Origin of the sequence: Nonomuraea sp. NPDC059194 (assembly GCF_042754765.1) — a bacterium.
GTDB lineage: Bacteria > Actinomycetota > Actinomycetes > Streptosporangiales > Streptosporangiaceae > Nonomuraea.
In genome coordinates this window covers 1-23,953 of sequence record NZ_JBHZBH010000042.1, presented here as the reverse complement: position 1 = coordinate 23,953, position 23,953 = coordinate 1, and the positions used below count along the sequence as shown (strand labels likewise).

Annotated in this window: 29 protein-coding genes, 1 pseudogene and 1 riboswitch; of the genes and pseudogenes, 17 read left to right on the top strand and 13 right to left on the bottom strand. The window is 69.6% G+C overall.

What is annotated here, in order from left to right; genetic code table 11:
• Window positions 1–149: 149 nt before the first annotated feature.
• The 4 genes from ACFXJ8_RS35940 to ACFXJ8_RS35925 form a co-directional block, all read right to left on the bottom strand.
• Window positions 150–770: a hypothetical protein gene (locus ACFXJ8_RS35940; RefSeq protein WP_379648709.1), complete on the bottom strand. Its 621-nt coding sequence runs from the start codon at window positions 768–770 to the stop codon at window positions 150–152.
• 12 nt (window positions 771–782) lie between these two features.
• Complete coding sequence (locus tag ACFXJ8_RS35935) at window positions 783–1,010, bottom strand: hypothetical protein (protein WP_379648708.1); 228 nt, start codon at window positions 1,008–1,010, stop codon at window positions 783–785.
• A gap of 156 nt (window positions 1,011–1,166) precedes the next feature.
• Window positions 1,167–1,382, bottom strand: coding sequence for a hypothetical protein (locus ACFXJ8_RS35930; protein WP_379648706.1), 216 nt, complete (start codon window positions 1,380–1,382; stop codon window positions 1,167–1,169).
• A 3-nt stretch (window positions 1,383–1,385) separates the two neighbouring features.
• The gene (locus tag ACFXJ8_RS35925; RefSeq protein WP_379648704.1) at window positions 1,386–1,718 is read right to left on the bottom strand and encodes a GntR family transcriptional regulator; all 333 of its coding nucleotides are present in this window, start codon (window positions 1,716–1,718) and stop codon (window positions 1,386–1,388) included.
• On the opposite strand from ACFXJ8_RS35925, the gene ACFXJ8_RS35920 reads away from it, so the two are divergent.
• On the top strand, window positions 1,717–1,854 hold the full coding sequence (locus ACFXJ8_RS35920; protein WP_379648785.1) for a DMT family transporter: 138 nt from the start codon (window positions 1,717–1,719) through the stop codon (window positions 1,852–1,854). The genes ACFXJ8_RS35925 and ACFXJ8_RS35920 overlap by 2 nt on opposite strands.
• A gap of 62 nt (window positions 1,855–1,916) precedes the next feature.
• Window positions 1,917–2,039 (top strand): hypothetical protein, encoded by a 123-nt coding sequence (locus ACFXJ8_RS35915; RefSeq protein ID WP_379648791.1) that lies wholly within the window; start codon window positions 1,917–1,919, stop codon window positions 2,037–2,039.
• Window positions 2,040–2,071: 32 nt separating this feature from the next.
• Here ACFXJ8_RS35915 and ACFXJ8_RS35910 read toward each other — a convergent pair.
• Window positions 2,072–2,197 (bottom strand): annotated as a pseudogene (locus ACFXJ8_RS35910) (helix-turn-helix domain-containing protein); the annotation flags it as partial.
• A 174-nt stretch (window positions 2,198–2,371) separates the two neighbouring features.
• Here ACFXJ8_RS35910 and ACFXJ8_RS35905 point away from each other — a divergent pair.
• Window positions 2,372–4,183 carry an ABC transporter ATP-binding protein gene (locus ACFXJ8_RS35905; RefSeq protein ID WP_379648702.1) on the top strand — a complete coding sequence of 604 codons (1,812 nt, stop codon included), beginning with the start codon at window positions 2,372–2,374 and terminating at the stop codon, window positions 4,181–4,183.
• A gap of 26 nt (window positions 4,184–4,209) precedes the next feature.
• Here the strand turns inward: ACFXJ8_RS35905 and ACFXJ8_RS35900 are convergent, their stop codons facing one another.
• The 3 genes from ACFXJ8_RS35900 to ACFXJ8_RS35890 form a co-directional block, all read right to left on the bottom strand.
• Window positions 4,210–5,493 carry a DUF2786 domain-containing protein gene (locus ACFXJ8_RS35900; protein WP_379648700.1) on the bottom strand — a complete coding sequence of 428 codons (1,284 nt, stop codon included), beginning with the start codon at window positions 5,491–5,493 and terminating at the stop codon, window positions 4,210–4,212.
• 71 nt (window positions 5,494–5,564) lie between these two features.
• Window positions 5,565–6,293: a VOC family protein gene (locus tag ACFXJ8_RS35895; RefSeq protein WP_379648698.1), complete on the bottom strand. Its 729-nt coding sequence runs from the start codon at window positions 6,291–6,293 to the stop codon at window positions 5,565–5,567.
• Between the two features lie 205 nt (window positions 6,294–6,498).
• Window positions 6,499–7,101: a DUF1707 domain-containing protein gene (locus ACFXJ8_RS35890; RefSeq protein ID WP_379648696.1), complete on the bottom strand. Its 603-nt coding sequence runs from the start codon at window positions 7,099–7,101 to the stop codon at window positions 6,499–6,501.
• A 79-nt stretch (window positions 7,102–7,180) separates the two neighbouring features.
• On the opposite strand from ACFXJ8_RS35890, the gene ACFXJ8_RS35885 reads away from it, so the two are divergent.
• The 7 genes from ACFXJ8_RS35885 to ACFXJ8_RS35855 all read left to right on the top strand — a co-directional run bounded on the left by ACFXJ8_RS35885 (window position 7,181) and on the right by ACFXJ8_RS35855 (window position 12,087).
• On the top strand, window positions 7,181–7,384 hold the full coding sequence (locus tag ACFXJ8_RS35885) for a DUF5302 domain-containing protein (RefSeq protein WP_379575922.1): 204 nt from the start codon (window positions 7,181–7,183) through the stop codon (window positions 7,382–7,384).
• A gap of 277 nt (window positions 7,385–7,661) precedes the next feature.
• On the top strand, window positions 7,662–8,036 hold the full coding sequence (locus ACFXJ8_RS35880) for a roadblock/LC7 domain-containing protein (RefSeq protein ID WP_379648694.1): 375 nt from the start codon (window positions 7,662–7,664) through the stop codon (window positions 8,034–8,036).
• A 1-nt stretch (window position 8,037) separates the two neighbouring features.
• Window positions 8,038–9,042 (top strand): hypothetical protein, encoded by a 1,005-nt coding sequence (locus ACFXJ8_RS35875; RefSeq protein ID WP_379648692.1) that lies wholly within the window; start codon window positions 8,038–8,040, stop codon window positions 9,040–9,042.
• A 29-nt stretch (window positions 9,043–9,071) separates the two neighbouring features.
• The gene (locus ACFXJ8_RS35870) at window positions 9,072–9,443 is read left to right on the top strand and encodes a roadblock/LC7 domain-containing protein (protein ID WP_379648690.1); all 372 of its coding nucleotides are present in this window, start codon (window positions 9,072–9,074) and stop codon (window positions 9,441–9,443) included.
• A gap of 23 nt (window positions 9,444–9,466) precedes the next feature.
• Entirely contained in the window at window positions 9,467–9,838 is a 372-nt protein-coding gene (locus tag ACFXJ8_RS35865) for a hypothetical protein (RefSeq protein WP_379648688.1), read from the top strand.
• 477 nt (window positions 9,839–10,315) lie between these two features.
• Window positions 10,316–10,450: riboswitch (cyclic di-AMP (ydaO/yuaA leader) on the top strand.
• Between the two features lie 158 nt (window positions 10,451–10,608).
• The gene (locus ACFXJ8_RS35860) at window positions 10,609–11,451 is read left to right on the top strand and encodes a hypothetical protein (RefSeq protein ID WP_379648686.1); all 843 of its coding nucleotides are present in this window, start codon (window positions 10,609–10,611) and stop codon (window positions 11,449–11,451) included.
• Window positions 11,452–11,544: 93 nt separating this feature from the next.
• Window positions 11,545–12,087: an alpha/beta fold hydrolase gene (locus ACFXJ8_RS35855; protein WP_379648684.1), complete on the top strand. Its 543-nt coding sequence runs from the start codon at window positions 11,545–11,547 to the stop codon at window positions 12,085–12,087.
• A gap of 229 nt (window positions 12,088–12,316) precedes the next feature.
• Here the strand turns inward: ACFXJ8_RS35855 and ACFXJ8_RS35850 are convergent, their stop codons facing one another.
• Both ACFXJ8_RS35850 and ACFXJ8_RS35845 read right to left on the bottom strand, forming a co-directional pair.
• Entirely contained in the window at window positions 12,317–13,075 is a 759-nt protein-coding gene (locus tag ACFXJ8_RS35850; protein WP_379648682.1) for a hypothetical protein, read from the bottom strand.
• Window positions 13,076–13,169: 94 nt separating this feature from the next.
• Window positions 13,170–13,529 carry a winged helix-turn-helix transcriptional regulator gene (locus ACFXJ8_RS35845; protein ID WP_379648680.1) on the bottom strand — a complete coding sequence of 120 codons (360 nt, stop codon included), beginning with the start codon at window positions 13,527–13,529 and terminating at the stop codon, window positions 13,170–13,172.
• Between the two features lie 54 nt (window positions 13,530–13,583).
• Between ACFXJ8_RS35845 and ACFXJ8_RS35840 the strand changes: the two genes are divergently transcribed.
• A complete protein-coding gene (locus ACFXJ8_RS35840; RefSeq protein WP_379648678.1) occupies window positions 13,584–14,186 on the top strand; it encodes an NAD(P)-dependent oxidoreductase in 603 nt (200 codons plus the stop codon).
• On the opposite strand, the gene ACFXJ8_RS35835 is transcribed toward ACFXJ8_RS35840, so the two are convergent.
• Window positions 14,180–15,385, bottom strand: a complete 1,206-nt coding sequence (locus ACFXJ8_RS35835; RefSeq protein WP_379648677.1) for a DUF4032 domain-containing protein — start codon at window positions 15,383–15,385, stop codon at window positions 14,180–14,182. The two genes, ACFXJ8_RS35840 and ACFXJ8_RS35835, sit on opposite strands and share 7 nt — an antisense overlap.
• A 22-nt stretch (window positions 15,386–15,407) precedes the next feature.
• Here ACFXJ8_RS35835 and ACFXJ8_RS35830 point away from each other — a divergent pair, with 22 nt between their 5' ends.
• Window positions 15,408–16,976 (top strand): DUF885 domain-containing protein, encoded by a 1,569-nt coding sequence (locus ACFXJ8_RS35830; protein ID WP_379648675.1) that lies wholly within the window; start codon window positions 15,408–15,410, stop codon window positions 16,974–16,976.
• 33 nt (window positions 16,977–17,009) lie between these two features.
• Here the strand turns inward: ACFXJ8_RS35830 and ACFXJ8_RS35825 are convergent, their stop codons facing one another.
• Window positions 17,010–17,660, bottom strand: coding sequence for a class II aldolase/adducin family protein (locus ACFXJ8_RS35825; RefSeq protein ID WP_379648673.1), 651 nt, complete (start codon window positions 17,658–17,660; stop codon window positions 17,010–17,012).
• Window positions 17,657–18,241, bottom strand: coding sequence for a TetR/AcrR family transcriptional regulator (locus tag ACFXJ8_RS35820; protein ID WP_379648671.1), 585 nt, complete (start codon window positions 18,239–18,241; stop codon window positions 17,657–17,659). Before ACFXJ8_RS35820 ends, ACFXJ8_RS35825 begins: the two co-directional genes overlap by 4 nt.
• 48 nt (window positions 18,242–18,289) lie before the next feature.
• On the opposite strand from ACFXJ8_RS35820, the gene ACFXJ8_RS35815 reads away from it, so the two are divergent.
• The 5 genes from ACFXJ8_RS35815 (at window position 18,290) to ACFXJ8_RS35795 (ending at window position 23,778) form a co-directional block, all read left to right on the top strand.
• Complete coding sequence (locus ACFXJ8_RS35815; protein ID WP_379648669.1) at window positions 18,290–19,207, top strand: carbohydrate kinase family protein; 918 nt, start codon at window positions 18,290–18,292, stop codon at window positions 19,205–19,207.
• Complete coding sequence (locus ACFXJ8_RS35810; protein WP_379648668.1) at window positions 19,204–20,421, top strand: aminotransferase class III-fold pyridoxal phosphate-dependent enzyme; 1,218 nt, start codon at window positions 19,204–19,206, stop codon at window positions 20,419–20,421. The genes ACFXJ8_RS35815 and ACFXJ8_RS35810 overlap by 4 nt, the downstream gene beginning before the upstream one ends.
• Before the next feature lie 146 nt (window positions 20,422–20,567).
• On the top strand, window positions 20,568–22,016 hold the full coding sequence (gene ngcE, locus ACFXJ8_RS35805; protein WP_379648666.1) for an N-acetylglucosamine/diacetylchitobiose ABC transporter substrate-binding protein: 1,449 nt from the start codon (window positions 20,568–20,570) through the stop codon (window positions 22,014–22,016).
• Between the two features lie 5 nt (window positions 22,017–22,021).
• Window positions 22,022–22,936 carry a carbohydrate ABC transporter permease gene (locus tag ACFXJ8_RS35800; RefSeq protein WP_379648664.1) on the top strand — a complete coding sequence of 305 codons (915 nt, stop codon included), beginning with the start codon at window positions 22,022–22,024 and terminating at the stop codon, window positions 22,934–22,936.
• Window positions 22,936–23,778, top strand: a complete 843-nt coding sequence (locus ACFXJ8_RS35795; RefSeq protein ID WP_379648662.1) for a carbohydrate ABC transporter permease — start codon at window positions 22,936–22,938, stop codon at window positions 23,776–23,778. Before ACFXJ8_RS35800 ends, ACFXJ8_RS35795 begins: the two co-directional genes overlap by 1 nt.
• The last annotated feature ends 175 nt before the right edge of the window (window positions 23,779–23,953 follow it).

The window sequence follows — 23,953 nt, the reverse complement described above, 5'->3', positions numbered from 1 at the left end:
AGCCCGTACGGCAAGCACAGGTTCAGAGGCCGGCTCAGCGCGGATCGTGCAGCCCCGCGTAGATCACCGTCATGGTCAGCCGCACGAGGCCGAGGCCCGGATGTGCAACGCCGTGGAGGGCAACACGACCTTCTACGCGGAGCGGTCGGTCACATCACGCGGCCGAGTTTGGCGGCGTGCGCGTAGTAGTAGAGCGGTTCGCTGATCACGGGCTTGGTGGCGAGGTAGTCCACGACGATCTTCTCGGCCTGGGCGGGGTAGCTGTCGTGCCAGTGCCCCAGGCCGTGCAGCGCGCCCTCGACGCAGGCCTCGTTGGGTGAGGTGAGGGTGTCGCGCATGACCGCGAGCAGGGCCTGGTCGATCGGGTGGGCGGTGGGGTCGTTCGGACGGCCCCAGGTGGAGAGGGTGTCCCACCACATGTAGCAGATCGAGTTGAGCGGCGTGTGGCCCGGCGAGTCGTCGTGGCCGAGGACGCTCGCGCAGTGTGGTTCGAAGAGCCGCCGGTACAGCTCGCGGATGCCCGCCGCGCAGGCCAGGCGGGCGGGCAGGGGCACGGCCGGGTGGTAGAGCTCGAAGAAGAGCTCGGAGTTGCCGGCCAGGTGCCACAGGCCGCTGTTGACCTCGTCGGGAGTGTAGTTCTCCAGGGCCCGCTCGGGGCGGGCGAGGAACTCGGTGATCACGGCGACGCTGTCGGCGGGGTCGTCGAGGAAGTCGTCGTCGATGCCGAGGACGAACAGGCGGGTCATCCACTCGTCGAGATCGAGCGCCATCCGCCGACTGTCTCACCGGCGGACGGGCCCGTCCAGACATGTCAGGACACGCCCGCCAAGACGGGCCTGCCACCGACCACTCGGCACGCGCGCCCAGGCGGGCCGGGCGTGCCTCAGCAGGTCGAAGGGCCCGGCGTCGGCCATCCCGGCCAGCTCCATCTGCCCGGGCACCTCCACCCCCATCCCGGCCAGGTCGCGGGCGGCGGCGGCCAGGGCGAAGCCGTTGGCGCACAGCAGCACGGTCGGCGGGTTGCTCCGGCTCAGGCGGGTGGCGAGCAGGTCGTGCCGCCGCGCCTCGGGCTGCTTGTAGCTCGGGCTGCTTGTAGTAGGAGACCATTGCGGTCAGCTCCGGGTGCACGGGCACGCCGAGCGTGCGCAGCGCCTGCACATGGCCGGTCATGCGCTCGCGGACGCTGGTGACGTCGATCTCGTCCCAGAGTGTGCCGATGCGCCGGTGGCCCTTGCCGACAGGTACTCGGTCAGCCGGTAGCCGATGGAGTAGTTGTCGAAGAGCACCGCGTCAGGCGGGAAGTCGGGCAGGTAGCGGTCGACCAGGCGCAGCTCGGCCAGGGCGGGCGACTCGGTGCGCTCGTCGAGCGGGTAGAGGATCACCCCTTAGGCCCCGGTGTCGAGCGCCTGGCGCAGGGCGCGTTCCTGGGCGGCGGCCGAGGCGCCGGAGTTGGACAGGAACATGCGGTAGCCGAGCTCGGCGGAGACCGACTCGATGCCGCCGACCACGTCGGAGTTGTGCGGGCCGCTCCCGCACATGACGTGGGCGATCGAGCGTTCGCGCGGGGCGGCGGAGGAGGAGGGGGCCGGGCGGTCGGCCACGAAGGTGCCCCGGCCGCGCTGCCGGACCAGGAAGCCCTCGGTGACCAGCTCGTTGAGCGCCCGCACGGCGGTGGTGGTGCTGACCCCGAAGTCCTGATCGTCGGTCGTCTCGTTCATCCTGCCCCGTCGTTCCACTTCCGCGCTGATCGATCACCGGGGCCTGTTCCGGCTCCCGCGAAGCGCCCTGACCGCCCAGCGGGTGATCGGCCTCTGCCTGCTGGTCGCTGGATCGCTGGCCATCCAGCTCGCCTGAGGTCCGGCGACTGCCCCCGCTATGGCCGTAGCGTACTCTACGAATGTAGAGGGGGTTGGTCGGTGGAGCTGTGGGACATCGACGTCTTCCTGGCCCTGGCCGAGGAACTGCATTTCGGGCGTACGGCCGCGCGGCTGTACCTCTCGCAGGCCCGGGTCTGTCCCGGTGGAGCCCTTCCTCGATGACCCGACGGCGGATCTCCGGCCTCGAAGTAGAGGTCCTCCTTGGAGCCGAAGAAGGCGTAGAACGAGGTCTTCGCGATCCCCGCCGGAGCGGTCAGCTCCTGGAAGGAGGTCTTGCGCAGGCCTTGCGCCGCGAACAGGCGGGTAGCCGCGTCGAGCAGCTGCCCGGTGATCCGCGCCCGCTCCGCGTCTGAGAAGGCTGGGGCATCATATCTCCATATGAACAGTTTGGTTTTTTGTTCATAAGAGGCCGCCGCCGGAAAACCGTTGGCCTGAGCTGTAGTCGGGCCGTCACCATTGGCGAGGGTGTCGCCGATGACGGAGAGGTGGCGGCGGTGGAAACGGTCAAGGACGCCGGGAGGAAGTCCGCGGTCCTGCTGGCGCTCAGCTATTACAGCCGCGAGCTGCGCCGGCAGTGGCCGGTCGCGGTGCCCGCGCTGATCTCGCCGGCGCTGGGGAACATCTGCCTGTACTACCTGGCGCCGCTGGCGGTGGGCGGGCTGGTCGGGCATCTGGCCGGAGGCGGGGAGGGCACCCTCGGAACGCTCCTGCCGTACGTGCTTGGATTCGGCGCCATGCTGCTGGCCGGTGAGGTGTGGTGGCGGGTCGGGCTGCACTTCCTGAACCGGACCGACGCCCGCGGCATCGAGCGGCTGGGCGCGGTGGGCATGGACGAGCTGATGGCCAGGGACGCGGCCTTCTTCCACGACAACTTCGCCGGTTCGCTGACCAAGCGGGTGCTGAGCTTCTCCTCCGGGTTCGAGGAGTTCGGCGACCTGATGGCCTTCGCGATCGTCGCCAAGCTGGTGCCGCTGGGGTTCGCCTCGGTGGTGCTCTGGCAGTACCACCCGGTCCTGGTCCTGGTGCTGCTGGGGCTCATCGCCTTCACCGGCCTCGTGGTGGCCCCGCTCATCCGGCGCCGCCAGGCGCTGGTCGACGAGCGGGAGGCGGCCAAGGTGCGGGTCTCCGGCCACGTCGCCGACGTGCTGACGAACATGGACACCGTCCGCGCCTTCGCCGCGGAGGAGCGCGAGGCGGCCGAGCACCGGGTGCGCCTGGTCGAGCAGCGCAAGCTCACGCTGCGCTCGTGGGACTACAACAACCTGCGGGTGGACATGCTCGTCGCGCCGCTGTCGATCCTCACCAGCACGCTAGGGCTGCTGCTGGCGGTGGCGCTCCGCGGCGGCCTGGGGGTGGAGGCGATCGTGGTCACCTTCACCTACTACACCAGCGCCACCGGCGTGATGTTCGAGTTCAACCAGATCTACCGCCGCCTGGAGAGCGTGCTCACCGAGGCCGCGCAGTTCACCGAACTGCTGCTCACCCCGGCGCGAGTGGTCGACGCGGCCAGCCCGCAGCCGTTGCGTCCCGCTGACGCGGGCGTGCGGTTCGAGCGGGTGGTCTTCGCGCACCAGGGCAAGGAGCCGCTCTTCGACGGCCTCGACCTGGACATCTCCAGCGGCACGAAGATCGGGCTGGTGGGCCGTTCCGGCGGTGGCAAGACCACTCTCACCCGCGTGCTGCTGCGGCTCATGGACATCCAGGGCGGCCGGATCCTTGTCGGCGGGCAGGACATCGCCCTGCTGCGCCAGGCCGACCTGCGCAGCCTGATCGCCTACGTGCCCCAGGACCCCGCCATGTTCCACCGCTCGCTGCGCGACAACATCGCCTTCGCCCGGCCGGGCGCGAGCGAGGCGGAGATCCTGCGGGCCGCCGAGGCGGCGCACGTCATCGAGTTCGCGCGGGCGCTGCCCGACGGGTTCGACACGCTGGTGGGGGAGCGCGGCGTCAAGCTCTCCGGCGGGCAGCGGCAGCGGGTGGCGCTGGCCCGCGCGATCCTGCGCGACGCGCCGATCCTGCTGCTGGACGAGGCGACCAGCGCCCTCGACTCGGAGAGCGAGGTCCTCGTCCAGGAGGCGCTGTGGAGCCTGATGCGCGACCGCACCGCGCTCGTGGTCGCCCACCGGCTGAGCACGGTGGTGAGCATGGACCGGCTCGTCGTCCTCGACCAGGGCCGCATCGTGGAGCAGGGCAGCCACGCCCAGCTCCTCGAGGCCCAGGGGCCCTACGCGCGGTTGTGGCACCACCAGTCCGGCGGCTTCCTCATCGAGGACGAGAGCAGCCCGGAGATCTCGCTGAGGTCCTGACCGGCGCTAGCGCCTGCCGTACGGGATCAGGATCCGACCTGATCCCGTACGGCGAGCCGGGCCTGGTCGGCTGCGGCGCGTCCCGCGGCCCAGCCCTCGCTGTCGTAGGCGCCGCGCATCCGGCTGTGGGTGAGCTCGGGGAACATCGCTTCCACGGCCTGGTCCACCTCGGCCGTGCGGGCGGCGAGCACGGGGATGAGGTCGGTGCCGCGCGCGGCGGCCTCCGCCTGGACGGTCTCGGTGGCGGCGGCGTCGAGCCGCTCGCCGATCCGGGCGGTGAAGGACTGGAGGAAGGACTCGCGGAAAGAGCGCGGGCGTGACCGGCCGGAGCCGTGCTTCTTGGTGCCCGCCTGCACGATCGCGGTGTTCGCCTGGACCAGGAGCGAGGTGAACAGCAGCTCGACCGCGTCGAGATCGGCCTCGAACCCCAGGACGGTGGAGAAACCGAGATCCTCGCTCCAGATCGCGCGGCACCGGTTGGCGTCGGCCACCACCGAGAGCAGCGTCGCCTTGGCCTGCTCGTAGGGGGCGTCGACGCCGATCCTGACGCCCGCCGGGCGGTCGAGGTCCGCGTCGGCGTGAGCGTCGAGGAGTGCCCGGTCGATGCTGTGCTTGGCCATCAGCCGCTGTGCCGCCGCGGTGAAGGTCTCCGCCTCGGCCTCGAACGGCGTCGACTCGGCCTTGGCCAGCAGTGCGCGGACGCGGGTCAGGGTCTTGCCGTCCGCGGTGGGGCGGGGCGCGGTGGGGGCGCGGCGGGCTTGGCCGGGGATCGGGCCGAGCCGTTCCAGCCGGGGGAAGGCCGTCAGGGTTTGCAGCAGTTCGAGGGCGCGGGTGAGGGTGAGCAGCCGGGGCTCCCGTGGCGTGGCCAACGGGTCGCCGGTGGTCGCCTCCAGGTACGGCGTCCAGCGCTCGAGGAGGGTGGCCGGGGCGTAGACCCGCAGTTCCAGGGCGATCAGCTCGGTCACCATCGCGGCGTGGCTCTTGTCGCGCCGCCGGCCGACCAGGCGCACCACGTCGGCCGGCTGCCAGCCGTTCCGCCAGAGCGTGGCCAGGAGCCGGGTGAGCATGCCGATCAGCTCACGGTCGACGGTCCTGGCCCAGCCGGGAGCGTCGCCCTCCTGCTCGGCGAGCCTTGCGGCGCACTGGTCGAAGCCCGCCTGCTCGTCGTGGCGGAGCAACTCGACGGCGGCGGCGATCAGTTCAGCGGGGGTGGCTGCCTTCTCCTCCTGCGGAACGTCCTCCCGGTGGCGCTCGTCCCGGTGTTGCGGCTGCGGCCGTTCCTTGCGCTTGGCCCGGTTGGCCTTCCCCACGGGCCCCTCCCTGCGTGCGGCATATCCGGTCAAGGATAGGGTCCGGCGGTTGCTGGCTGGTGCTGTGATCGTCAACGGCCGGTGGTCAGGCCGAAGCGGTTACCCTGCGGGTCCAGCAGTCGCGTCCCCGAGTCGTCGGGATCGGAATAGATGGTGGCGCCCAGGCTCCTGGCCTTTTCCACGCTGCTCTGCTCGTCCGCGACGCGGAACAGCGGCATGGCGTAGTCCTTGCCGTACAGGCCGCGGTCGACCAGGCGGCCGATGCGCCGGTGGTCGCGGCTGATCACGTTGTAGCACGACGCCGGGGAGGGCGACTCAGGCGCGTTCAGGTCCAGGTCGAAGGTCCAGCCGAAACACTCGAAGTAGAAGCCCTTCGTGGTGTCCACCACCGTGGTGCCGATCTCGAAGCCGTCCAGCGCTCCTTCGACGATCTCGAGCGGCTGCTGCCTCTCGTCGGAGTACAGGGTGAACGGGTTACCCAGCGGATCGCGCAGCCTTGCGTAGACGATGCCCTCGCCCTCTGGCGCGCTCGCCGGTTTCACCACCGTGGCACCGGCCAGCCGGATCTTCTCCAGGTCCCCGGATACGTCCGGGGTGAGGATCGACAGGCTCAGCTCGTCGCCCGGCGTGAAGATCCCGCCGATCGGGCGCGTCCCGCCCGGCGCGACGATCTCGGTGTACTCCGGCGAGCGCGGCTCGAACCTCCATTCGAACAGCCCGCCGTAGAATCGCGTGACGTCCTCGACGTCGGTTGTACCGATCTCGAACCAGGCCACCGTACCCGGGGATATATCGCTCATAGCGCGTCCATCGCCTCATACCGGCAATCGCTAACGACCGCCCGGGTTAGCAGCCGGTCAAACTCGGTGCCTCGTCCGCAGCACGGGTCCGGGTAGATGTTGCTGTAGGGCGGTTGCTCCGGGCATCGGCCCGGATGACGGCTTCGGGAGGGGGCGTGGTTCTTTCAGAGCGGGCGGTTGACCCGGCGGGCGGGGCCGGGGGGTCCTAGCGCTTGCGGCGTTTGCGTTTGACGTCGACGCCGCCCCAGAACGCGAACCCGGTGACCCTGATCCGCGGCGCTCCCGGTGCTCCGGCGCCCGCGGCGGCGTGGTCGAAGCCGCCCATGACACCGATGCCCGTCACGTCGACCTCGGCGTCCTCGGGCACGACGATCTCGATCCCGCCCATCACGGCGAACGCCCTGATCGTGATCTGCCCGCCGTTCAGCACCGCGTCGCGCAGGTCGATCTTCCCGCCGCCCCAGAACGCGACGCCGGTCAGCAGGCGCGGCGCCCGCCAGATGCCCGTCCGCTTGAAGCCGCCCATGACACCGACCGCGACGCCGCTCGCCTTGTCCGATGCCATCGAGGAGCCCGACGCCATCGAGGAGGCGAAGGGAGCCGAGGGCGAGGGAGTGGGGAGGTCGTGGGTGAGGAGGTCGAGCTCCGCGTAGGTCTTGGCGGTGTAGACCTGGTCGAGCCGCTCGTGGAACTCCTCCATGCCCAGCCGCCCGTCTCCCGCGGCGGTACGGAGGATCTCGGCGGTGCGCTCGCGGTCGAGGTCGGCGGCGCGCATCTCGCGGGGGTCGCGCTCCGGCAGGGAGGTCATGGTCAAAAGCCTAGACCGGTTTCGCGTGGTGCGTGGCCTCGTGCGAAGCTGTCTGTGTCCCCAAGACCAGGAGGTCCTGATGGCTGAAACACCGGCGGAACCCGAGCCCATCGAGGCTCCCGAGGATGAGCTGAAGCGGAAGTTCCGCGAGGCGCTGGAGCGCAAGAACAACGCGCACGCAGACTCGGTTGCGGGCGGCAAGGGAAAGGATCCCTCGAAGATTCACGGCGCCCATGGTCCCGCCTCGAGCAAGCGGACCTTCCGTCGTAAGAGCGGCGGCTGACGCCTCAGGTTCCAGGGTGGGTACGGCGATGCCGTACCCACCCTGCTTTTTGTTGTGCTGAAACGATTCACCCTCGGGCCGAGCTGCGGTGAAGCACAACGGCGAGAGAATATGAGAAACATTCTCAATAGTCGCGTGGCGGAATAGCCTTGCCACTCTGGAGGGCTTTTTCGCTCCTCTGGCTATAAATATCCATAACCGTGGGCTTGTCCCTTCTTATAGCGACCCCGCATCCTCCTACGCTGTCCCGGTCAGCGCGATGGTGAGGGAGGGTTTCGTGCTGGGACTCGATGACTGCCTGGCCGAGGTCATGGCCATACCCGGCGCCCTCGACGCGATGGTGGTCGACCACACCAGCGGCATGGCGGTGGCCGCCAGCGGAGGCGAGGGCCTCGACACCGAACGCGCGGCGGCGGCGCTGAGCGAGGCGCTGCGCCACACGACGGACGGGTTCGCCCAGACCTCCCCGGATGGAACGATCCGCGTCGACGAGCTGTTCGTCACCACCGACAAGGGCCACCACCTGATCCGCCACCTGACGACGCCGTTCGAGGGGGCGCTGGTCCTCTACGTACGGCTGGACAAGGAACGGGCCAACCTCGCCCTGGCCCGCTACCGCCTGCAGGCCATCTCAGGACAGTTGACCAGGTGACATGCCCGCACTGGACACGCTGCTCGCCGGACTGGCGAGGGAACGCTCGACGGGCGCCCTGCGCGTCGGGCGGGCCGGAGCGATCTTCATGGACGCCGGCCGGGTCACCTACATGGAGTGCGCCGACACGCCGAGGGCCGAGGACGTGCTGATCGCCAGCGGCAGGGTGTCGGCGCCCGCCCTGCGCAGGGCGCAACGGGAGGGCGGCGGCGCGCGCCTGGTCGAGGACGGCATGCTCACCAAGGGCGAGCTGCAGCACTGCGTGCTCGGGGCGGTGCTCGACGCGGCCTACTTCCTGCTGCCCGTCACGGGGACGCGGCCCAAGTTCCGGCCGGGGGAACGGCACTGGCTGGGGGCCCACTGGTACTTCGAGGTCGAGGAGGTCGTCCGGGAGTGCGGGCGGAGGAGGGCTCAGTTGGCAGGGATCTGGCCGTCGGCCGAGGTGGACACCGCCCCCGTGACGCCGGTCAGACGGCTGCCCGGCCACCGCGTCGTACTGAACGACCTGCAGTGGGAGATCCTCGTCCACGCCGACCGCGCCGCCACCCCGCTGGAGCTGGCCATGCGGCTCGGCAGGCCCGGCTACTCGACGCTGCTGGCCGTACGGCGGCTGGCGGCGGCAGGCCTGCTCGCGCACCCCGAAGGCGCGCACCCCGAAGGCACACCACACCCAGTCGGTACGGCACGCCCGGACGGGATGGCGCGTCCGGACGGGATGGCGCGCCCCGACGAGATGTCGCGCGCGGAGGCGATGACACGCCTGGACGGCATGGCACGCCCGGACGGGATGGCGCGCACGGAGGGGGTGGCGCGTGCGGAGGGGGTGGCGCGTCTGGAGGGCATGGCGCGGCCGGTGCTGCCCAGGCGGCTCGGCCGGGCCGAGGAGCCGCGGCCGCGGCCCAGCCCCGAGGCTCCGACGCTGCCCCTCGGGCCCGTGGTGACCGCGGACCCGACCGACATCAACCTGCTGATCCGGCTGAAGAAGGCGCTGGAGGAGCTGTCGTGAGGTTCCCCTCACTCAGAAGGAGGCCACCGGTGGAGCTGCGGGAAGAGGTGCTGAGAGAGATGGTCCTCCTGCGTGAACGCACTCCCGACGTCAGCGGGAGCATCGCCTGCAGCGTGGACGGGCTGACCATCGCCAGCGACCTGCCGAGCGGCAACGTCGAGCAGACGGCGGCGCTCTCGGCCGCGCTGCTCGCGCTCAGCAAGCGCATGGCCGTCATGGCAGGCAAGGGCGCCCTGGAGGAAACCCTCATCTCGGGCACCGCGGGCTTCGCCGCCTTCTACGCGGCCGGTCCCACGATCGTCCTCACAGTCCTGGCTGAGCCCGGTACCAACCTCGGGCTGCTGCGACTGGAGGGTCGCAAGACGGCGGCGAGCGTCGCCGCCATCGCATCGCGAAAGTGACTCAATCCACACGGAGGAAACGCATGGCCAGCATGGACGTCTCTCTCAAGGAGATGATGGCGATCGACGGCGCTGTCGGCGCCGTCGTGGTCGACTACGGCAGCGGCATGGCGCTGGGCGCCCTGGGCGGAGCCAAGGACCTGGACCTGCAGGTGGCGGCCGCGGGCAACACCGAGGTCGTCAAGGCCAAGTTGCGCACGATGGACTCCCTCGGCCTCAAGGACACCATCGAGGACATCCTCATCACGCTGACCGGCCAGTACCACATCATCAGGCCGATGACCGGCAGGGGCGGCAAGGGACTGTTCCTTTACCTCGCGCTGGACCGGGCCAGGGCCAACCTCGCGATGGCGCGGCACCGGCTGCGCGCGATCGAGGAGAAGCTCGAGGTCTGACGGACCGCGCCCCGTGTCCGCGGCGCGGCGGACACGGGGCGCCCCGTACGGCCAAGCAAAGCCGCGCCATCAGGGCCGCGCAAAGCGAAGCCGCACCACCAAAGCCGCGCAAAGCGAAGCCGCCCCACCAGGGCCGCGCAAAGCAAAGCCCGCCAGGGCCGCGCAAAGCGAAGCCGCCCCGCCAGGGCCGCGCCACCAGACCCGTACCGCTGGGGCCGCGCCCCTCGACGCCGTGACCAATCCGGCGTTCAACCAAGACTTTTTCATGATTTTTCGCCATTGATCGAATTACCGTGCCGGTCCCTGCGAAACCCGTTGTTTCGCAGGGGTTTCCGTGCCTTCTGCGCCTGTCGAATCGTGACGATAAAGGGTAGATCTTCTTTCCGATTCATGGCTTTGCTTTTGCCTTTGGGGTGGTTTGCCCCTAGAGTCCATTGCATTACCGAGCGGTGACCGAGCTCTTCACCAGGGAGAGTCGGCCGGTCGGCGCCGAATCCCGCGAACGCGGGAACCGGGGACCCATCTCCTTGGGGTGAATCCGGCCCAGTGCCGGTAGGGCATCTCCACGCCCGAACCCGTCAGCTAACCCGGTAGGCGAGATGGAGAGGACCATACTCGTGTACTTGCACCCCCCGAACTGAGCGGCGCCTTCTTCCCGCTTCCTTCGCGCTCCCTTTTTGCGTAGCGACTGTCAGGCCCATGCCCGGCTACGCCTTTGCCTGATCTTCATTTGAGCGCGGATCTCCCTATCCCTCGCACAAAGGACTTTCATGACCCGCCGCTTCGGCATGCGCGTTTCCGCCCTGCTCGTCACCACCACCCTCGCCGCCGGTACCGGCGCCGCCGCCGCTTTCGCCGAGCCCACCGCCCCCGACATCAGCCAGGCCACCGAGCAGCGGACCCTCCTCCAGGGATCCACCACCGCCTCCTACTACTGGGACGACGCCTCCGGCCGCGCCGGTGACACCGGTCTGCCCGCCAGTGGCATCTCGATGCGCAAGGGCCTTGCCGCCAGCCCGAGCTGGCCCCTCATGACCGAGGGCTACGTCATCTACAAGGGCAAGAAGGCCCCGTTCTTCGTCGGTGACCGCGGCCCCGGCAACCCCTCGAACAACGGCATCATGCTCGACCTCGACGCCAAGACCTTCGCCGACCTCACCGGCGGCAGGTTCAACCCCAACAGCCTGATGGTGAACGGCAACGGCGGTCAGGGCCACATCAAGGTCCAGTACGTCATCACCAAGTGGGGCGACGGCGTGGGCAAGAAGAACCACCCGGTCGCCTTCTCCAGCGGCGCGTGGAGCCGCAAGGACAGGAACCCGGCCAAGCCGCCGGTCGACCTGCTCGCCGTGGCTGAGAAGAAGAAGGCCGCCGAGGCCAAGAAGGTCGAGGTCGTCGCGAAGAAGGACGAGAAGAAGGGCGACGAGCAGGGCGGCGCGGCCGTCGAGCCCGCAGCCTTCGACTCGGGCACCACGACCACCGCCGCCCGTACCGAGACCAAGGACGAGAACGGCCACACCGGCACCGCGCTCGCCCTCATCGGCGGCCTGGCCATCGTCGGTGGCGCCGGCTACCTGGGCCGCGGCCACCTGCGCAAGGTCATCTCCCGCTAGGACCACCGAGGTCGCGACACGGCAGCGCACGCAAGGTCATCTCCCGCTAGAACCCCTTGCCGTCATGCGAAACAGAATGGAATTCTGTTTCGCATGACGCTCATGGCCGACGCCAACGGCATCGAGATCGCCTACGACAAGTTCGGCGCCCCCCAAGACCGGCCCCTCCTGCTGATCATGGGGCTCGGCTCCCAGCTCGTCCACTGGGACGACGAGTTCTGCGAACTGCTCGCCAGGAGGGGCCACCACGTCGTCCGTTTCGACAACCGCGACGTGGGGCTCTCCACCCACTTCCCCGAGGCGGGCGTGCCCGACCTCAACTCCGGTACGGCGGCGCCGTACCTGCTGAGTGACATGGCCGCCGACGCGGCGGGCCTGATGGACGCGCTCGGCTGGCCGGCCGCCCACGTGCTGGGCGTCTCGATGGGCGGCATGATCGCCCAGGCGCTCGCCATCGCGCACCCGGACAGGGTGCTCACGCTCACCTCCATCATGTCGACGCCCAGCCCCGAGGCGGGCCCGCCCACCCCCGAGGCGATGGCCGCGCTCTTCTCCCCTCCCGCCCCCGACCGGCAGACCGCGATCGAGTGGGCCCGGGGAGTCGGGACTCTTGCGGAGCGGGGCAGGAACAGCTGATTTTCCCCCAGGGCGGATAGGCGTCCAGTAGAGTCGCGTCCGCGGGTTGCGAGAACCAAGCCTCCCGCACGTGCTGATCGAGAACCAAGACGGCACATGCGTCTCCAAGCTTGCTGTACCAAACCGGGCAGGTTCCGTCCCGGCTGGCGTTGAGGGAGTAAGACCTTGCTGGTCGCTGACCTGCGGGGCATCCTGAGCCAGGAATCCCCTGGTTCAGCTGGGGGAGGGTTCAAAGATCTTCAAGAGCGCTCTTCAGTCGCCGCAGCAGACTGAGGTCGGCCGGCTCGTGGCGCACCTCGGTGCCGGGGGGCTTGGCGACGCGCTTGGGCAGTTCCGGCATCCGCCTGGGCTTGACCAGCAGATCGGCCGCCGCCAGCTCCCGTACGGCCAGCAGCACCGTGTGCGCCGTCCGGTCCAGCCGCCTGGCCAGCTCGAGCGGCGTCGCGCTGCCGTCGGCGTGGACCAGCACCTCCCACTGGCGGTCGGTGAGCGTGACGCGCTCGCCGGGCAGCCGGGGGACGGGGACCACGGGTGCGGCGTCGAGCTCGTCGGAGGGCCAGACGTCATCCAGCTCCGTGCTCCTGCGCCCGCACTCGGCGATGAGCTCGTCGACCTCGAAGTGCCAGTGCGGGCCCAGCCAGTGACGCTCGCTCGGCTGGAACTTGGGCTTGGCGTTGTCGATGCCGAACAGCACGAGCGCGGCGTCGAGCACGGCCCTGCGCAGGTGCCCGGCCAGGTCCTCGCGCGTCAGCAGCCCTTCGCCGAACAGCGGCTCGCCGCCCTCGCGCCGGGCCACGGCCCGATCCAGGTCGGTGGCGCTGACCAGCCCGCCGCCGGTGAGCAGCTCCTCGATGCCCGGGGTCTCGGCGCTCTCCATGTAGGTCACCTTGCCTTCGAGCAGGTAGACCACGCCGGATCGGCCCACGCGCAGGGCGCCGGACGAGCACACTCCCGCCAGCCCGGTGAGGAGGCTTTCCAGCGGACGCACCGAGCCAGGCTATGAAGGCTTCAGCCGTACCGGAAGGTGTCGGTGATGGATATCTTCATCCCGGGCGGAGAAATACCATCCCGTGGGGGAGAGATCACTGTGCGTGATCGGCGGCCTCTCTGCTGCTGAGGATCCGGTAGATGTTGGTCTCGGCCCACCGGGCGACCGCGGAGACCGGCTCGTGCAGGGAGTGGCCCAGGTCGGTGAGCGTGTATTCCACCCTGGGCGGGACCTCGGCGTAGACCGTCCTGGTCAGCAACCCGTCGTACTCCATGGCGCGCAGCGTCTGGGTCAGTACCTTCGGGGTGACACCGCCGACGCGGTCGCGTAGCTGCGTGAAGCGCATCGGACCCTTGGCGAGGCTCAGCAGGACGAGCACCGACCATTTGTCGCCGATGCGGTCGAGAACCAGCCGAGTCGGGCAGTTCATGTCGAAGGCATCGCCAGTATCCATAAGGTACCTATAGCACGATGAAGTAACCAGTATCCAATGGATACCATTGGGGGTATGAAGATCCTACTTTTCGGCGCGACCGGCATGATCGGTCAGCGCATCGCCGCTGAGCTGGGCAATCGCGGCCACGAGGTCACCGGCGTCAGCAGGTCGGGCCCGGTCAAGGGCGACGTCACGCAGGCGGGCGAGCTCGCCAAGGGCTACGACGTGGTGATCTCCGCGATCGCCCCGCCGCGCGACGGCTCTGAGCCCGAGGCGCCCTTCCTGGCCGCCACCAGGGCCCTGATCGACGGCGTCCGCGAGGCCGGTGTCCGGCGGCTGATCACCGTGGGCGGGGCGGGAGGCCTGGAAGTGGCGCCCGGCCTCGACCTCGTCGACACGCCCGACTTCCCGCAGATCTACAAGAAGGAGGCGCTCTCCCAGCGCGCCGCTCTCGCGCTCTACCGGGAGATCGCCGACCTCGACTGGACCTACGTCGCCCCCGCCGCGGTGATCGAGCCGGGCGAGCGCACCGACTCCTACCGCGTCGGCGGCGACCAGCTCCTCACCGACGAGCAGGGCAACAGCTTCATCAGCGCCGAGGACTTCGCGGTGGCCATCGCCGACGAGGTGGAGAAGGCCGAGCACCCGCGCCGCAGGATCACTGTGGCCTACTGAGGCTCGTCGGGCAGCAGCGCCTTCTCGTCGGGCTTGTGGACCAGCACGGTCTCGACGTACGACCGGACGGCGGCCGGGAGCCCCACATCGCTCCCGGCCTTCTCCGACAGGAACCAGCGGTGGTCGAGCACCTCGTGGAAGAGCTGCGCCGGCTCCAGCTTGCGCCGCAACGCCTCGGGAATGGCCTCTATCGTCGGCTGGAAGACCTCGGCCAGCCACCGGTGCGCCACGATCGCCTCGTCCTCGTGGCGCAGGCCCTTGGCCACGCGGAAGCCGTCGAGGTCGTTCAGCAGCCGCCGCGCCTGGTTCTCCTCGGTGTCGAGGCCGGTCAGGCGCAGCAGCCTGCGCTGGTGGTGGCCGGCGTCGACGACCTTGGGCCGCACGATCAGCCGCCCCGTGCCGATCTTGCGGCGCACCATCATCTCGGCCACGTCGAAGCCGAGCAGGTTGAGGCGGCGAATGCGGTTCTCCACCTTGTGCCAGTCGACCTCCTCGATGATCTCGTCCTGGGTGATCTCTTCCCAGAGCCGGTGATAGCGCGCGGTGATCTGCTCGGCGGTGTCGTACGGGTCGACCGACGGGTGCAGCAGCCCGCCCGCCTCCAGGTCGAGCATCTCGCCGAACAGGTTGGTGTAGGCGACCTCGATGTCCTGCAGCCGCTGGCCCTCGCTGATCATCGGGTGCATCTCGCCGGTCTCCGCGTCGACCAGGTAGGCGGCGAAGGATCCGGCGTCCCTGCGGAACAGCGTGTTCGACAGCGAGCAGTCGCCCCAGTAGAAGCCGTTCAGATGCAGCCGCACCAGCAGGACGGCCAGCGCGTCGAGCAGCCGGGTGAGGGTGTCGGGGCGCAGCGTGCCCGACATGACGGCCCGGTAGGGGAGCGAGAACTGCAGGTGCCTGGTGATGAGCGCGGAGTCGAGGCCCTCGTCCCTGCCCGTCACGTACGCCACAGGCTCCACGGCAGGCGCGTCGTGCCTGGCCAGATCCCACAGCAGCTTGTACTCCCGCTTGGCGTACCGCTCGCTGATCTCCTTGATCGCGTACACCTTCCCGCCGAGCCTGGCGAAGCGCACGACGTGGCGGGAGATACCGCGCGGCAGGTCGACCAGGTGATGGGCCGGCCACTCCGCGAGAGGGAGCTCCCAGGGGAGCCTGATGAGGTCGGGGTCGCCCAGGGCGCCGGTGATCTGTAGCGGCATTTGACCAGGATATGGTGCGGACGTGGATGAGTTTCTGAACTGGTACTTCACACGCAACCCCATCTCGGCCACCCTCCTCGGCGCCGACGGCTACGACAGGACGCTCGGTGACTACACGGCCGAGGGCCTGCTCGCCTACGAGCGCGAGCAGGCCGCATGGCTGGACCGGCTCGCGACGTGGGAGACCCCCACGCTCGACGACGAGATCGACCGCGACCTGGCCGTCGCCCACCTGCGCGGCGAACTGGCCCTGGCGACATGGCCGTGGTGGCGCAGGGACCCGACCGCCTACCTCGGCGGGATCTTCTCCTCGCTGTTCGTGCCGTTCCAGCGGGCGCTCAAGCCTGAACACGAGCTGGTCGAGGCGGCCGTCGCGCAGCTCGGCGAGGTGCCGGGCGTGCTGGCGGCCTGCCGTACCAACCTCGACCCTGACCTGGCGGCCGACCTGCAGGTGCAGCGCGCCCTCGGCCAGGCCCGCACGGCCAGGGGGCTGATCACCCGCACCATCCCCGCGATGATCGCCGACGAGGCGGCGCGCGCCAGGTTCGTCGCGGCGGCCGGGCCCGCGGCCGACGCCTTCGACGACGTCGTCGTCTTCCTGGAGAACTTCACGGCGGGCGGCAGCTGGCGCATGGGGGAGAAGCTCTACTCCACGCTGCTGACCGAGAAGGAACTGCTCGGGTACGGCGCCGCAGGGCTGCACGAGCGGGGCAGGCAGCAGGTCGCGCTGCTCGACGGCCAGATGAAGGAGCTGGCGCGCAGGTTCGACGGCTCGGACGACTGGCACGCGGCGCTGGCGACCCTCGCCGACGACCACCCGCCGACGCTCGCGGCCATGCGCGAGGAGTACGAGGCGGAGACGCAGCGGGCCAGGGACTTCGTCCGCGAGCGGGACCTGGTCACCTTCCCCGAGGGGGAGGAGTGCCTGGTGCTGCCGTCGGCGGAGTACAACAGGCCGATCCTGTCGGTCGCGCACTACATCGCGCCGCCGCCGCTGACCAGCTCGCGGCGCGGCTACTTCTTCGTGCCCTACACCCCCGACGGCTTCACCGACGAGCAGGTACGGCAGCGCCTGCGCACCAACAGCCGCTTCCAGATGCCCGCGATCTCCGTGCACGAGGCCTACCCCGGACACCACTGGCACCTGGCGCACAAGGCGGGCAACCCCAGGACCATCCGCAAGGTGCTCGGCACGCCGTACTTCAACGAGGGCTGGGGCCTCTACGTCGAGAAGATGATCAACGAGCAGGGCTACTTCGACACCCCCGCCACCGAGCTCGGCTACCTCGACGCGCGCATCTTCCGCGCCGCCCGCATGGTCGTCGACACCGCCCTGCACTGCGACGACATGTCGATCGCGGACGCCGAGGCGTACATGCTGGCCAACTCCTCGCTCTCGCCCGAGACGGCCAAGGGCGAGGTCAACCGCTACTGCGCGTGGCCCACCCAGGCGCCCTCCTACCTGACGGGCGCGCTGGAGATCGACCGGATCAGGGGCTCGTTCACCGGGTCGCTGAAGGAGTTCCACGACCGGATCGCGGGCTCGGGCAGCCTGCCGCTCGGCCTGGCCGAGAAGGCCGCGCTCGGCTGATCGTCAGCGGGGCGGCGGTCACCGCCGCCCCGCTCATGTGTCGCGGCGCGGGAACGTCGGCGGGTTGAGTGACCGCTCGACCACCGCGGCCAGCTGTTCGTCGGTGAGCACCACGGGCTTGCCGACGGACAGCCCGCGCACGTAGACCTCGCACAGCCACTCCAGCAGCCGGGCCGCGTCGAACGCCTGGGCCATCGTCGCGCCGATGGTCACGCCGCCGTGGTTGGCCATCAGTGCCGCCTGCTTGCCCTCCATCGCGCACCTGATGTTGGCGGCCAGCTCGGGCGTGCCGTAGGTGGCGTACTCGGCCACCTTCACCACCCCGCCCAGCATCAGCGCGTTGTAGTGGACGGGCGGCAGCTCGGTCATCGTGGTGGCCACGACGGTGCCGAACACCGAGTGCGTGTGCACCACGGCCCGCGCGGCGGTCGAGGCGTAGATCGCCAGATGCATGGGCGTCTCGGACGAGGGCTGCGTGCCGCCCTCCACCAGGTAGCCGTCGACGTCCACGACCGGGCACAGCTCGGGGGTCAGCCGGTCGAGCGCGACCCCAGCGGGGGTGACCGCCACCAGGTCGTCGTGGCGGGCGCTCAGATTGCCCGACGTGCCGAGCACCAGGCCCAGCTCGACGGCTCGCCTGCCGTACTCGCAGAGCTGCTGCCTCAGCAGGTCGACCGCGGTCACAGTGCCTCCAGGGTGGTGATCATGACGCGCTCCAGCTCGGCCCGCCCCAGCCGGTCGGGGTAGAGCAACGATCTCAGGCTCAGCCCGTCGACCAGCGCCAGCAGCCGCTCGGCGACCACGTCGAGGTCGTCGCCCACGCCGATCTCGCCCGCCGCGCGGGCCTGCTCCAGCAGCTCCCGTACGGCGGCGCGCAGCTCGGCCGCCTCGGCCCGCTGCACCTCGGCCAGCCGTTCCACCGCCAGGCTGCGGCTCCAGAAGCTGATCTCGAGCCGGGTCTCCTGGTCGCGTTCGGCGTCGAGCGGAAGGTTGTCCAGCAGCACCTCCCGCAGCGCCGCCAGCCCCGTCAGGCCCTCGACCCGCTGGGTGATGCGGGCGCGGATGCGCCGGTGGGAATGACGCAGCGCCGACAGCAGGATCTCGTCCTTGTCGGCGAAGTAGTGGCCGAGCACGCCGTTGGACAGGCCCGCCTCCTTGGCGATCGCGCGGCTGGTCGCGGCGTCGATCCCGTCGCGCACGATGACGGTGCTCGCGGCGGACAGCACCTCGCGGCGGCGCTCCTCGTGGTCAACGATCTTCGGCATGCCCCAAGTCTATTGACTTTTTAGTCGGACGTCTGTCTACTACCGGCCATGAGCGTTGTGACCGTGGGCGTGCACATCGTGGACGTCCTCACCCGGCCGGTCGAGACCATCCCAGCGGGCCAGGACACCGTGCTGGTCGACCAGATCCGTCTCACCGCCGCGGGAGCCGCCGCCGGCACCGCCGTCGACCTGGTGAAGCTCGGCAACCGGGTCGCGTCCATGGGCGCGATCGGCGACGACGAGCTGGGCGACTTCCTGGTCATGATCATGTCGAGGCACGGCGTGGACGTGTCGGGGCTCGCCCGCCGTACGGGGGAGCAGACCGCCGCCTCCATCCTGCCGATCAGACCGGACGGCGGCAGGCCCAGCTTCCACGTGCCGGGGGCGAACCTGAGCGTCACCCTCGCCGACCTCGACCTCGACGTGCTGCGCGGCGCTCGGGGCGTCCACCTGGGCGGCATGGACGTCACCTTCGGCCTCGGCGACCCCGCCTTCTTCGCGCTCCTCGACGAACTGCGGGCCCAAGGGACGATCGTCACCATGGACCTGCTGTCGGAGATGCCCGACCTGCTGGGCATGGCGCGGGCCTTCGTCCCGCACGTCGACTACGTGCTGCCCAACGCCTCCCAGGCCCTCGCCATGACCGGCGCCGCCACCGTCGAGGAGGCCGCCGCCGCGCTGCTGGCCGACGGGGCCGTCGGCGTGCTGGTGACGCTCGGCGCCGATGGCAGCCTGGTCGTCACCGCCGAGGGCGCGACCCGCGTGCCCGCCCTGCAGGTGGAGGTCAGCGACACCACCGGGTGCGGCGACGCCTACTGCGCCGGTTTCCTCACCGGCCTGCTGCACGGGCACGACACCGTCACCTCCGCCCGCTGGGGCACCGCCGCCGCCGCCCGCGTCGCCACCGGCCTCGGCTCCGACGCCGGCCTCACCGACCTGGACTCCACCCTGAAAGGACTGTCGTGAAGGACACCGAGCTGAGGGAGCGCGCCCGCCAGGTCATCCCCGGCGGCATGTACGGTCACCTCAACGCCGCCATCTTCGCCCCCGGCTACCCCCAGTTCTTCGCCCGCGGCGAGGGCTGCAGGCAGTGGGACGTCGACGGCCGCGAGTACATCGACTTCATGTGCTCGTGGGGCCCGGTCGTGCTCGGCCACCGCCACCCCGCCGTCGAGGAGGCCGCCGCCCGCCAGCTCGCCGAGGGCGACTGCCTCAACGGGCCAGGGCCGATCATGGTCGAGCTGGCCGAACTGCTCGTCGACACCATCCCGAGCGCCGACTGGGCGATGTTCTCCAAGAACGGCACCGACGCCACCACCCAGGCGCTCATGGTGGCCCGCGCGGCGACCGGCCGTACCAAGGTGCTGATGGCGCACGGCGCCTACCACGGCGCGGACCCCTGGTGCACGCCCTCCCCGGCTGGCACGACGCCCAACGAGCGCGCGGACCTCGTCGAGTTCACCTACAACAGTCTCGATTCGCTGGAGGCCGCGGCGGCGACCGTCGAGGGCGACGTGGCCGCGATCATCGTCACGCCCTTCAAGCACGACTCCTTCGAGGACCAGGAGCTCGTCGAGCCGGCCTTCGCCCGCGGCGCCCGCGCCCTCGCCGACCGGCTCGGCGCGGCGCTGGTCATCGACGACGTGCGCGCGGGCTTCCGCATCGACCTGCGCGGCTCATGGGAGCAGTACGGCGTGCGGCCCGACCTGACCGCCTGGTCCAAGGCCATGGCCAACGGCTACCCCATCGCCGCCGTCACCGGCACCGACGCGCTGCGCGGCCCCGCCCAGACGCTCTACTCCACCGGCTCGTTCTGGTTCTCGGCGGTCGCGATGGCCGCCGCCAAGGCGACCATCGAGACGCTGCGCGACACCGACGCCATCGCGACCATGACCAGCTCGGGTACTCAGCTCCGGGAGGGTCTGTACGCCCAGGCCAAGGCCCACGGGTTCACCGTCAACCAGACCGGGCCCGTGACCATCCCCTGGCTGAGCTTCGACGGCGACGCCGACCTGTCCGTGGCGATGCACTGGAGCGACGCCTGCCTGCGCAACGGCGTCTACGTGCACCCGTGGCACAACTGGTTCATGTCGGCGGCCCACTCCGAAGCCGACGTCGCGCGCGCACTGGAGGGCACCGACCAGGCCTTCGCCGAGACCCGGGCCCACTTCGGCGGGTAGGGTCACCTCATCGGTCTCCCCATCATCACGGTGTGGCCTCCCTAGGTCACAGCTGCGTCTCGAGGTCTTGACCCAGGTCGTCGGCCGTCCGTACCTTCAGGCCAACGTTTAGGAAACTTTCCTAATTGATCCAATCGGGAGACCTCATGACCCACCCGGGAGAGATCACCAGGCGCCAGCTGCTGCGCCGGATCGGCCTCACCGCCCTCGCCGCAGGCCCAGGCGCGGGCCTCCTCACCGCCTGCGCGACCGGCGGCGGCGCCGAGCCCGCCGCGTCGGCCGGCGCGAGCGCGGCCGCCGCCAACCTGGTCTCGGCGGCCAACCCGCTCGGCGTGGACGCCAAGAAGCCTCTCGAAGTGGTCATCTTCAGCGGCGGCTACGGCGACTCCTACGCCAAGGACGTCCACGAGCCCCTCTACGCCAAGGCGCACGCGGGCGTCCAGATCAAGCACGTGGGCACCCAGAACATCGGCACCCAGCTGCGCCCCCGCTTCCTCAGCGGCGACGTGCCCGACGTGGTCAACAACTCCGGCCCCGAGGCGCTCGACCTGGCCGCGCTCGCCGCCGAGGGCCACCTGGCCGACCTGACCCCCCTGTGGGACGCCCCCTCCGTCGACGACCCGAGCAAGAAGATCCGCGACACCATCACCCCCGCGGCCATCGAGAACGCCAAGCTCAACGGCCAGGACCTGATCCTGAACTACACGGTGTCGCACCGCGCGCTCTGGTACGACGCCAAGCTCTTCGCCGCCAAGGGCTGGACGCTCCCCGAGACGTGGGAGGAGTTCAAGGCGCTCGGCGAGACGGCGAAGAAGGAAGGCATCCTCCTGTTCGCCTACCCCGGGCAGAAGGGGCCGTACTACCAGCTCTGGAACATGCTCTACACCGCCGCGAAGATCGGCGGCAACCAGGTCATCATCGACATCGACAACCTCGTCGACAACGCGTGGAAGTCCGAGGCGATCAAGGCGTCGGTCACCGCCTGGCTGGAGATTCAGACCGCCTACGGCGACAAGGCCTACCTGGGCCTCGACCACACCCAGACGCAGATCAAGCACCTGCAGCACAAGGTGCTGTTCTACCCCTGCGGCTCCTGGCTCGAGAACGAGATGGTCAAGGACAAGCCCAAGGACTTCGAGTACGCCATCGCGCCCGTCCCCAGCGTGACCGCCGCCGACAAGATGCCCTACGGGGCGATCCAGGTCGGCGTGGGCGAGAACTTCGTCGTCGCGGCCAAGGGCAAGAACCCGCAGGGCGGCCTGGAGTACGTCCGCCTCATGCTCTCCAAGGAGGGCGCGAAGGGCTTCACCGAGAAGACCAAGAACCTCACCGTCGTCAACGGCGCCGCCGAGGGCCTCGACCTGACCCCCGGCCTGGTCAGCGCCGCCAAGGCGCAGGACAAGGCGGGCCAGGACATCATCACCGACGCGCGGTTCGAGGGCTGGTACAAGGAGCTGTTCGACTACGCGTGGCAGCAGCAGAACACGCTGATGGCCGGCCGGCTGACCGTCGACGAGTACCTGGACAAGGTCCAGAAGAAGGCCGACGACATCAAGGCCGACTCCTCTGTCGCGAAGCAGACGAGGAACATCTAACCAAGATGGAGCGGTTGCGCAAGTACGGGTTCATCGCCGGGTTTCTCGTCGTCCCGCTGACCCTCTACCTGGTCTTCGTGATCAGCCCTTACATCCAGGCGTTCCAGCTCTCGCTGACCAACTGGAACGGGTACCAGAGGAACCCCGCCTACATCGGCCTGGAGAACTTCGGCAGGCTCTTCGAGGCCGAGATCTTCTGGCAGGCGATCCGCAACCACGCGGTGATCCTGCTCGTGCTGCCGCTCCTGACCATCGCCATCGCGCTGTTCTTCGCCTTCCTGCTCAACCTGGGCGGCGGATCCCGCGGGGCGGGCATGACGGGCGTCTGGGGCTCGACCTTCTACAAGGTCGTCTTCTTCGCCCCGCAGGTGCTCGCCGTCGCCGTCGTCGGCGTGCTGTGGAAGGCCATCTACCGGCCCGACGAGAGCGGCGTCATCAACGGCGCGCTGATCAAGATGGGCCTCGAACCCGTGGGCTGGCTCACCGAGCCGAACCTGGCCCTCTGGTCGCTGCTGGCGGTGATGATCTGGCAGGCGGTCGGCTTCTACGTGGTGCTCTTCTCCGCGGGCATGGCCGCCATCCCCAAGGACTACTTCGAGGCCGCCGCGCTCGACGGCGCCGGACGCTTCCGGCTGTTCTTCTCCATCACGCTGCCGCTGCTGCGCGACACCATCCAGGTCGGCTGGGTCTACCTGGGCATCGCGGCCTTCGACTGCTTCGCGCTCGTCCAGGTGCTGTCAGTGGACGCGGGCGGCCCCGACGGCGCCACCACCGTGCTGCCCGTGGAGATCTACAAGACCGCGTTCTCCTACAACAAGGTCGGATACGCCTCCGCGATGGGTGTCGCCCTGTTCTTCCTGACCATCACCTTCGCGGTGCTGACCCTGCGCGTCTCCAGGCGCGAGAAGATCGAGCTCTGATGCGGAACACGCGCAAACCCAACGTCTTCAGCGGCCTTTCGCACCTCGCGCTCGTCATCTGGGCCCTGCTGGTCATCCTGCCGCTGCTCTGGACGTTCCTGGCGGCCTTCAAGAACAACACCGAGATCTTCGGCGACGCGCTCCAACTGCCCGGCGCGATGCGCTGGGACAACTGGGCGCGGGCCTGGGACAAGGCCCACGTCGGCACGTACATGATCAACACGGTGATCGTGGTGTTCTTCAGTACGGCCGGCACCATGCTGTTCGGCTCCATGGCCGCCTACGTGCTGGCCCGCTACACCTTCCCCGGCAAGCGCCTGATCTACCTGTTGTTCGTGGCGGGCATGGCCTTCCCCGTCTTCCTGGCCATCGGCCCGCTGTTCTTCATCGTCAAGCAGTTCGGCCTGCTCGACTCCCACGTCGGCCTGGTCATCGTCTACATCGCCTACTCGCTGCCCTTCACGATCTTCTTCCTCGCCGCGTTCTTCCGCACGCTCCCCGAGGCCGTCGCCGAGGCCGCGAAGATCGACGGCGCCTCGCACACCCGCACGTTCTTCCAGGTCATGCTGCCGATGGCCAAGCCGGGCATCATCAGCATCACGATCTTCAACGTGCTCGGCCAGTGGAACCAGTACCTGCTGCCGCTGGCGCTGGTGCCGGGCGACAAGGACAAGTGGGTCATCACCCAGGGCATCGCCGACATCTCCACCATCGCCGGCTACGAGGCCGACTGGCCCGCCCTGTTCGCCGCGCTGAACCTGGCGATCATCCCGGTGCTCGTGATCTACATCATCTTCCAGCGCCAGATCCAGTCAGGGCTCGGAGCGGGCGCACTGAAATGACTTCTCCCCGCCATAAATGGCGGGGATTCTCCCGCCTCGCGGCGGGGTGTTTACTGCTGCTTCTACGCCGCTTGCGCGGTGCAGGTTTCGGGCGGGGCCAGGGTCGGGATTGCCTCGCCTGGTCTTACCTGCCCTTCACAGTCGTTTCGGGTGTCCGCCAGCCCGGCGGCCACGT

Bases quoted from the DNA above. Each gene is read 5' to 3' on its own strand.
- ACFXJ8_RS35940 (WP_379648709.1), bottom strand. From the start codon at position 770: ATGGCGCTCGATCTCGACGAGTGGATGACCCGCCTGTTCGTCCTCGGC.
- ACFXJ8_RS35925 (WP_379648704.1), bottom strand. From the start codon at position 1,718: ATGAACGAGACGACCGACGATCAGGACTTCGGGGTCAGCACCACCACC.
- ACFXJ8_RS35895 (WP_379648698.1), bottom strand. From the start codon at position 6,293: ATGAGCGATATATCCCCGGGTACGGTGGCCTGGTTCGAGATCGGTACA.
- ACFXJ8_RS35890 (WP_379648696.1), bottom strand. From the start codon at position 7,101: ATGACCTCCCTGCCGGAGCGCGACCCCCGCGAGATGCGCGCCGCCGAC.
- ACFXJ8_RS35885 (WP_379575922.1), top strand. From the start codon at position 7,181: ATGGCTGAAACACCGGCGGAACCCGAGCCCATCGAGGCTCCCGAGGAT.
- ACFXJ8_RS35875 (WP_379648692.1), top strand. From the start codon at position 8,038: ATGCCCGCACTGGACACGCTGCTCGCCGGACTGGCGAGGGAACGCTCG.
- ACFXJ8_RS35865 (WP_379648688.1), top strand. From the start codon at position 9,467: ATGGCCAGCATGGACGTCTCTCTCAAGGAGATGATGGCGATCGACGGC.
- ACFXJ8_RS35860 (WP_379648686.1), top strand. From the start codon at position 10,609: ATGACCCGCCGCTTCGGCATGCGCGTTTCCGCCCTGCTCGTCACCACC.
- ACFXJ8_RS35855 (WP_379648684.1), top strand. From the start codon at position 11,545: ATGACGCTCATGGCCGACGCCAACGGCATCGAGATCGCCTACGACAAG.
- ACFXJ8_RS35845 (WP_379648680.1), bottom strand. From the start codon at position 13,529: ATGGATACTGGCGATGCCTTCGACATGAACTGCCCGACTCGGCTGGTT.
- ACFXJ8_RS35840 (WP_379648678.1), top strand. From the start codon at position 13,584: ATGAAGATCCTACTTTTCGGCGCGACCGGCATGATCGGTCAGCGCATC.
- ACFXJ8_RS35835 (WP_379648677.1), bottom strand. From the start codon at position 15,385: ATGCCGCTACAGATCACCGGCGCCCTGGGCGACCCCGACCTCATCAGG.
- ACFXJ8_RS35820 (WP_379648671.1), bottom strand. From the start codon at position 18,241: ATGCCGAAGATCGTTGACCACGAGGAGCGCCGCCGCGAGGTGCTGTCC.
- ACFXJ8_RS35815 (WP_379648669.1), top strand. From the start codon at position 18,290: ATGAGCGTTGTGACCGTGGGCGTGCACATCGTGGACGTCCTCACCCGG.
- ngcE (WP_379648666.1), top strand. From the start codon at position 20,568: ATGACCCACCCGGGAGAGATCACCAGGCGCCAGCTGCTGCGCCGGATC.
- ACFXJ8_RS35800 (WP_379648664.1), top strand. From the start codon at position 22,022: ATGGAGCGGTTGCGCAAGTACGGGTTCATCGCCGGGTTTCTCGTCGTC.
- ACFXJ8_RS35795 (WP_379648662.1), top strand. From the start codon at position 22,936: ATGCGGAACACGCGCAAACCCAACGTCTTCAGCGGCCTTTCGCACCTC.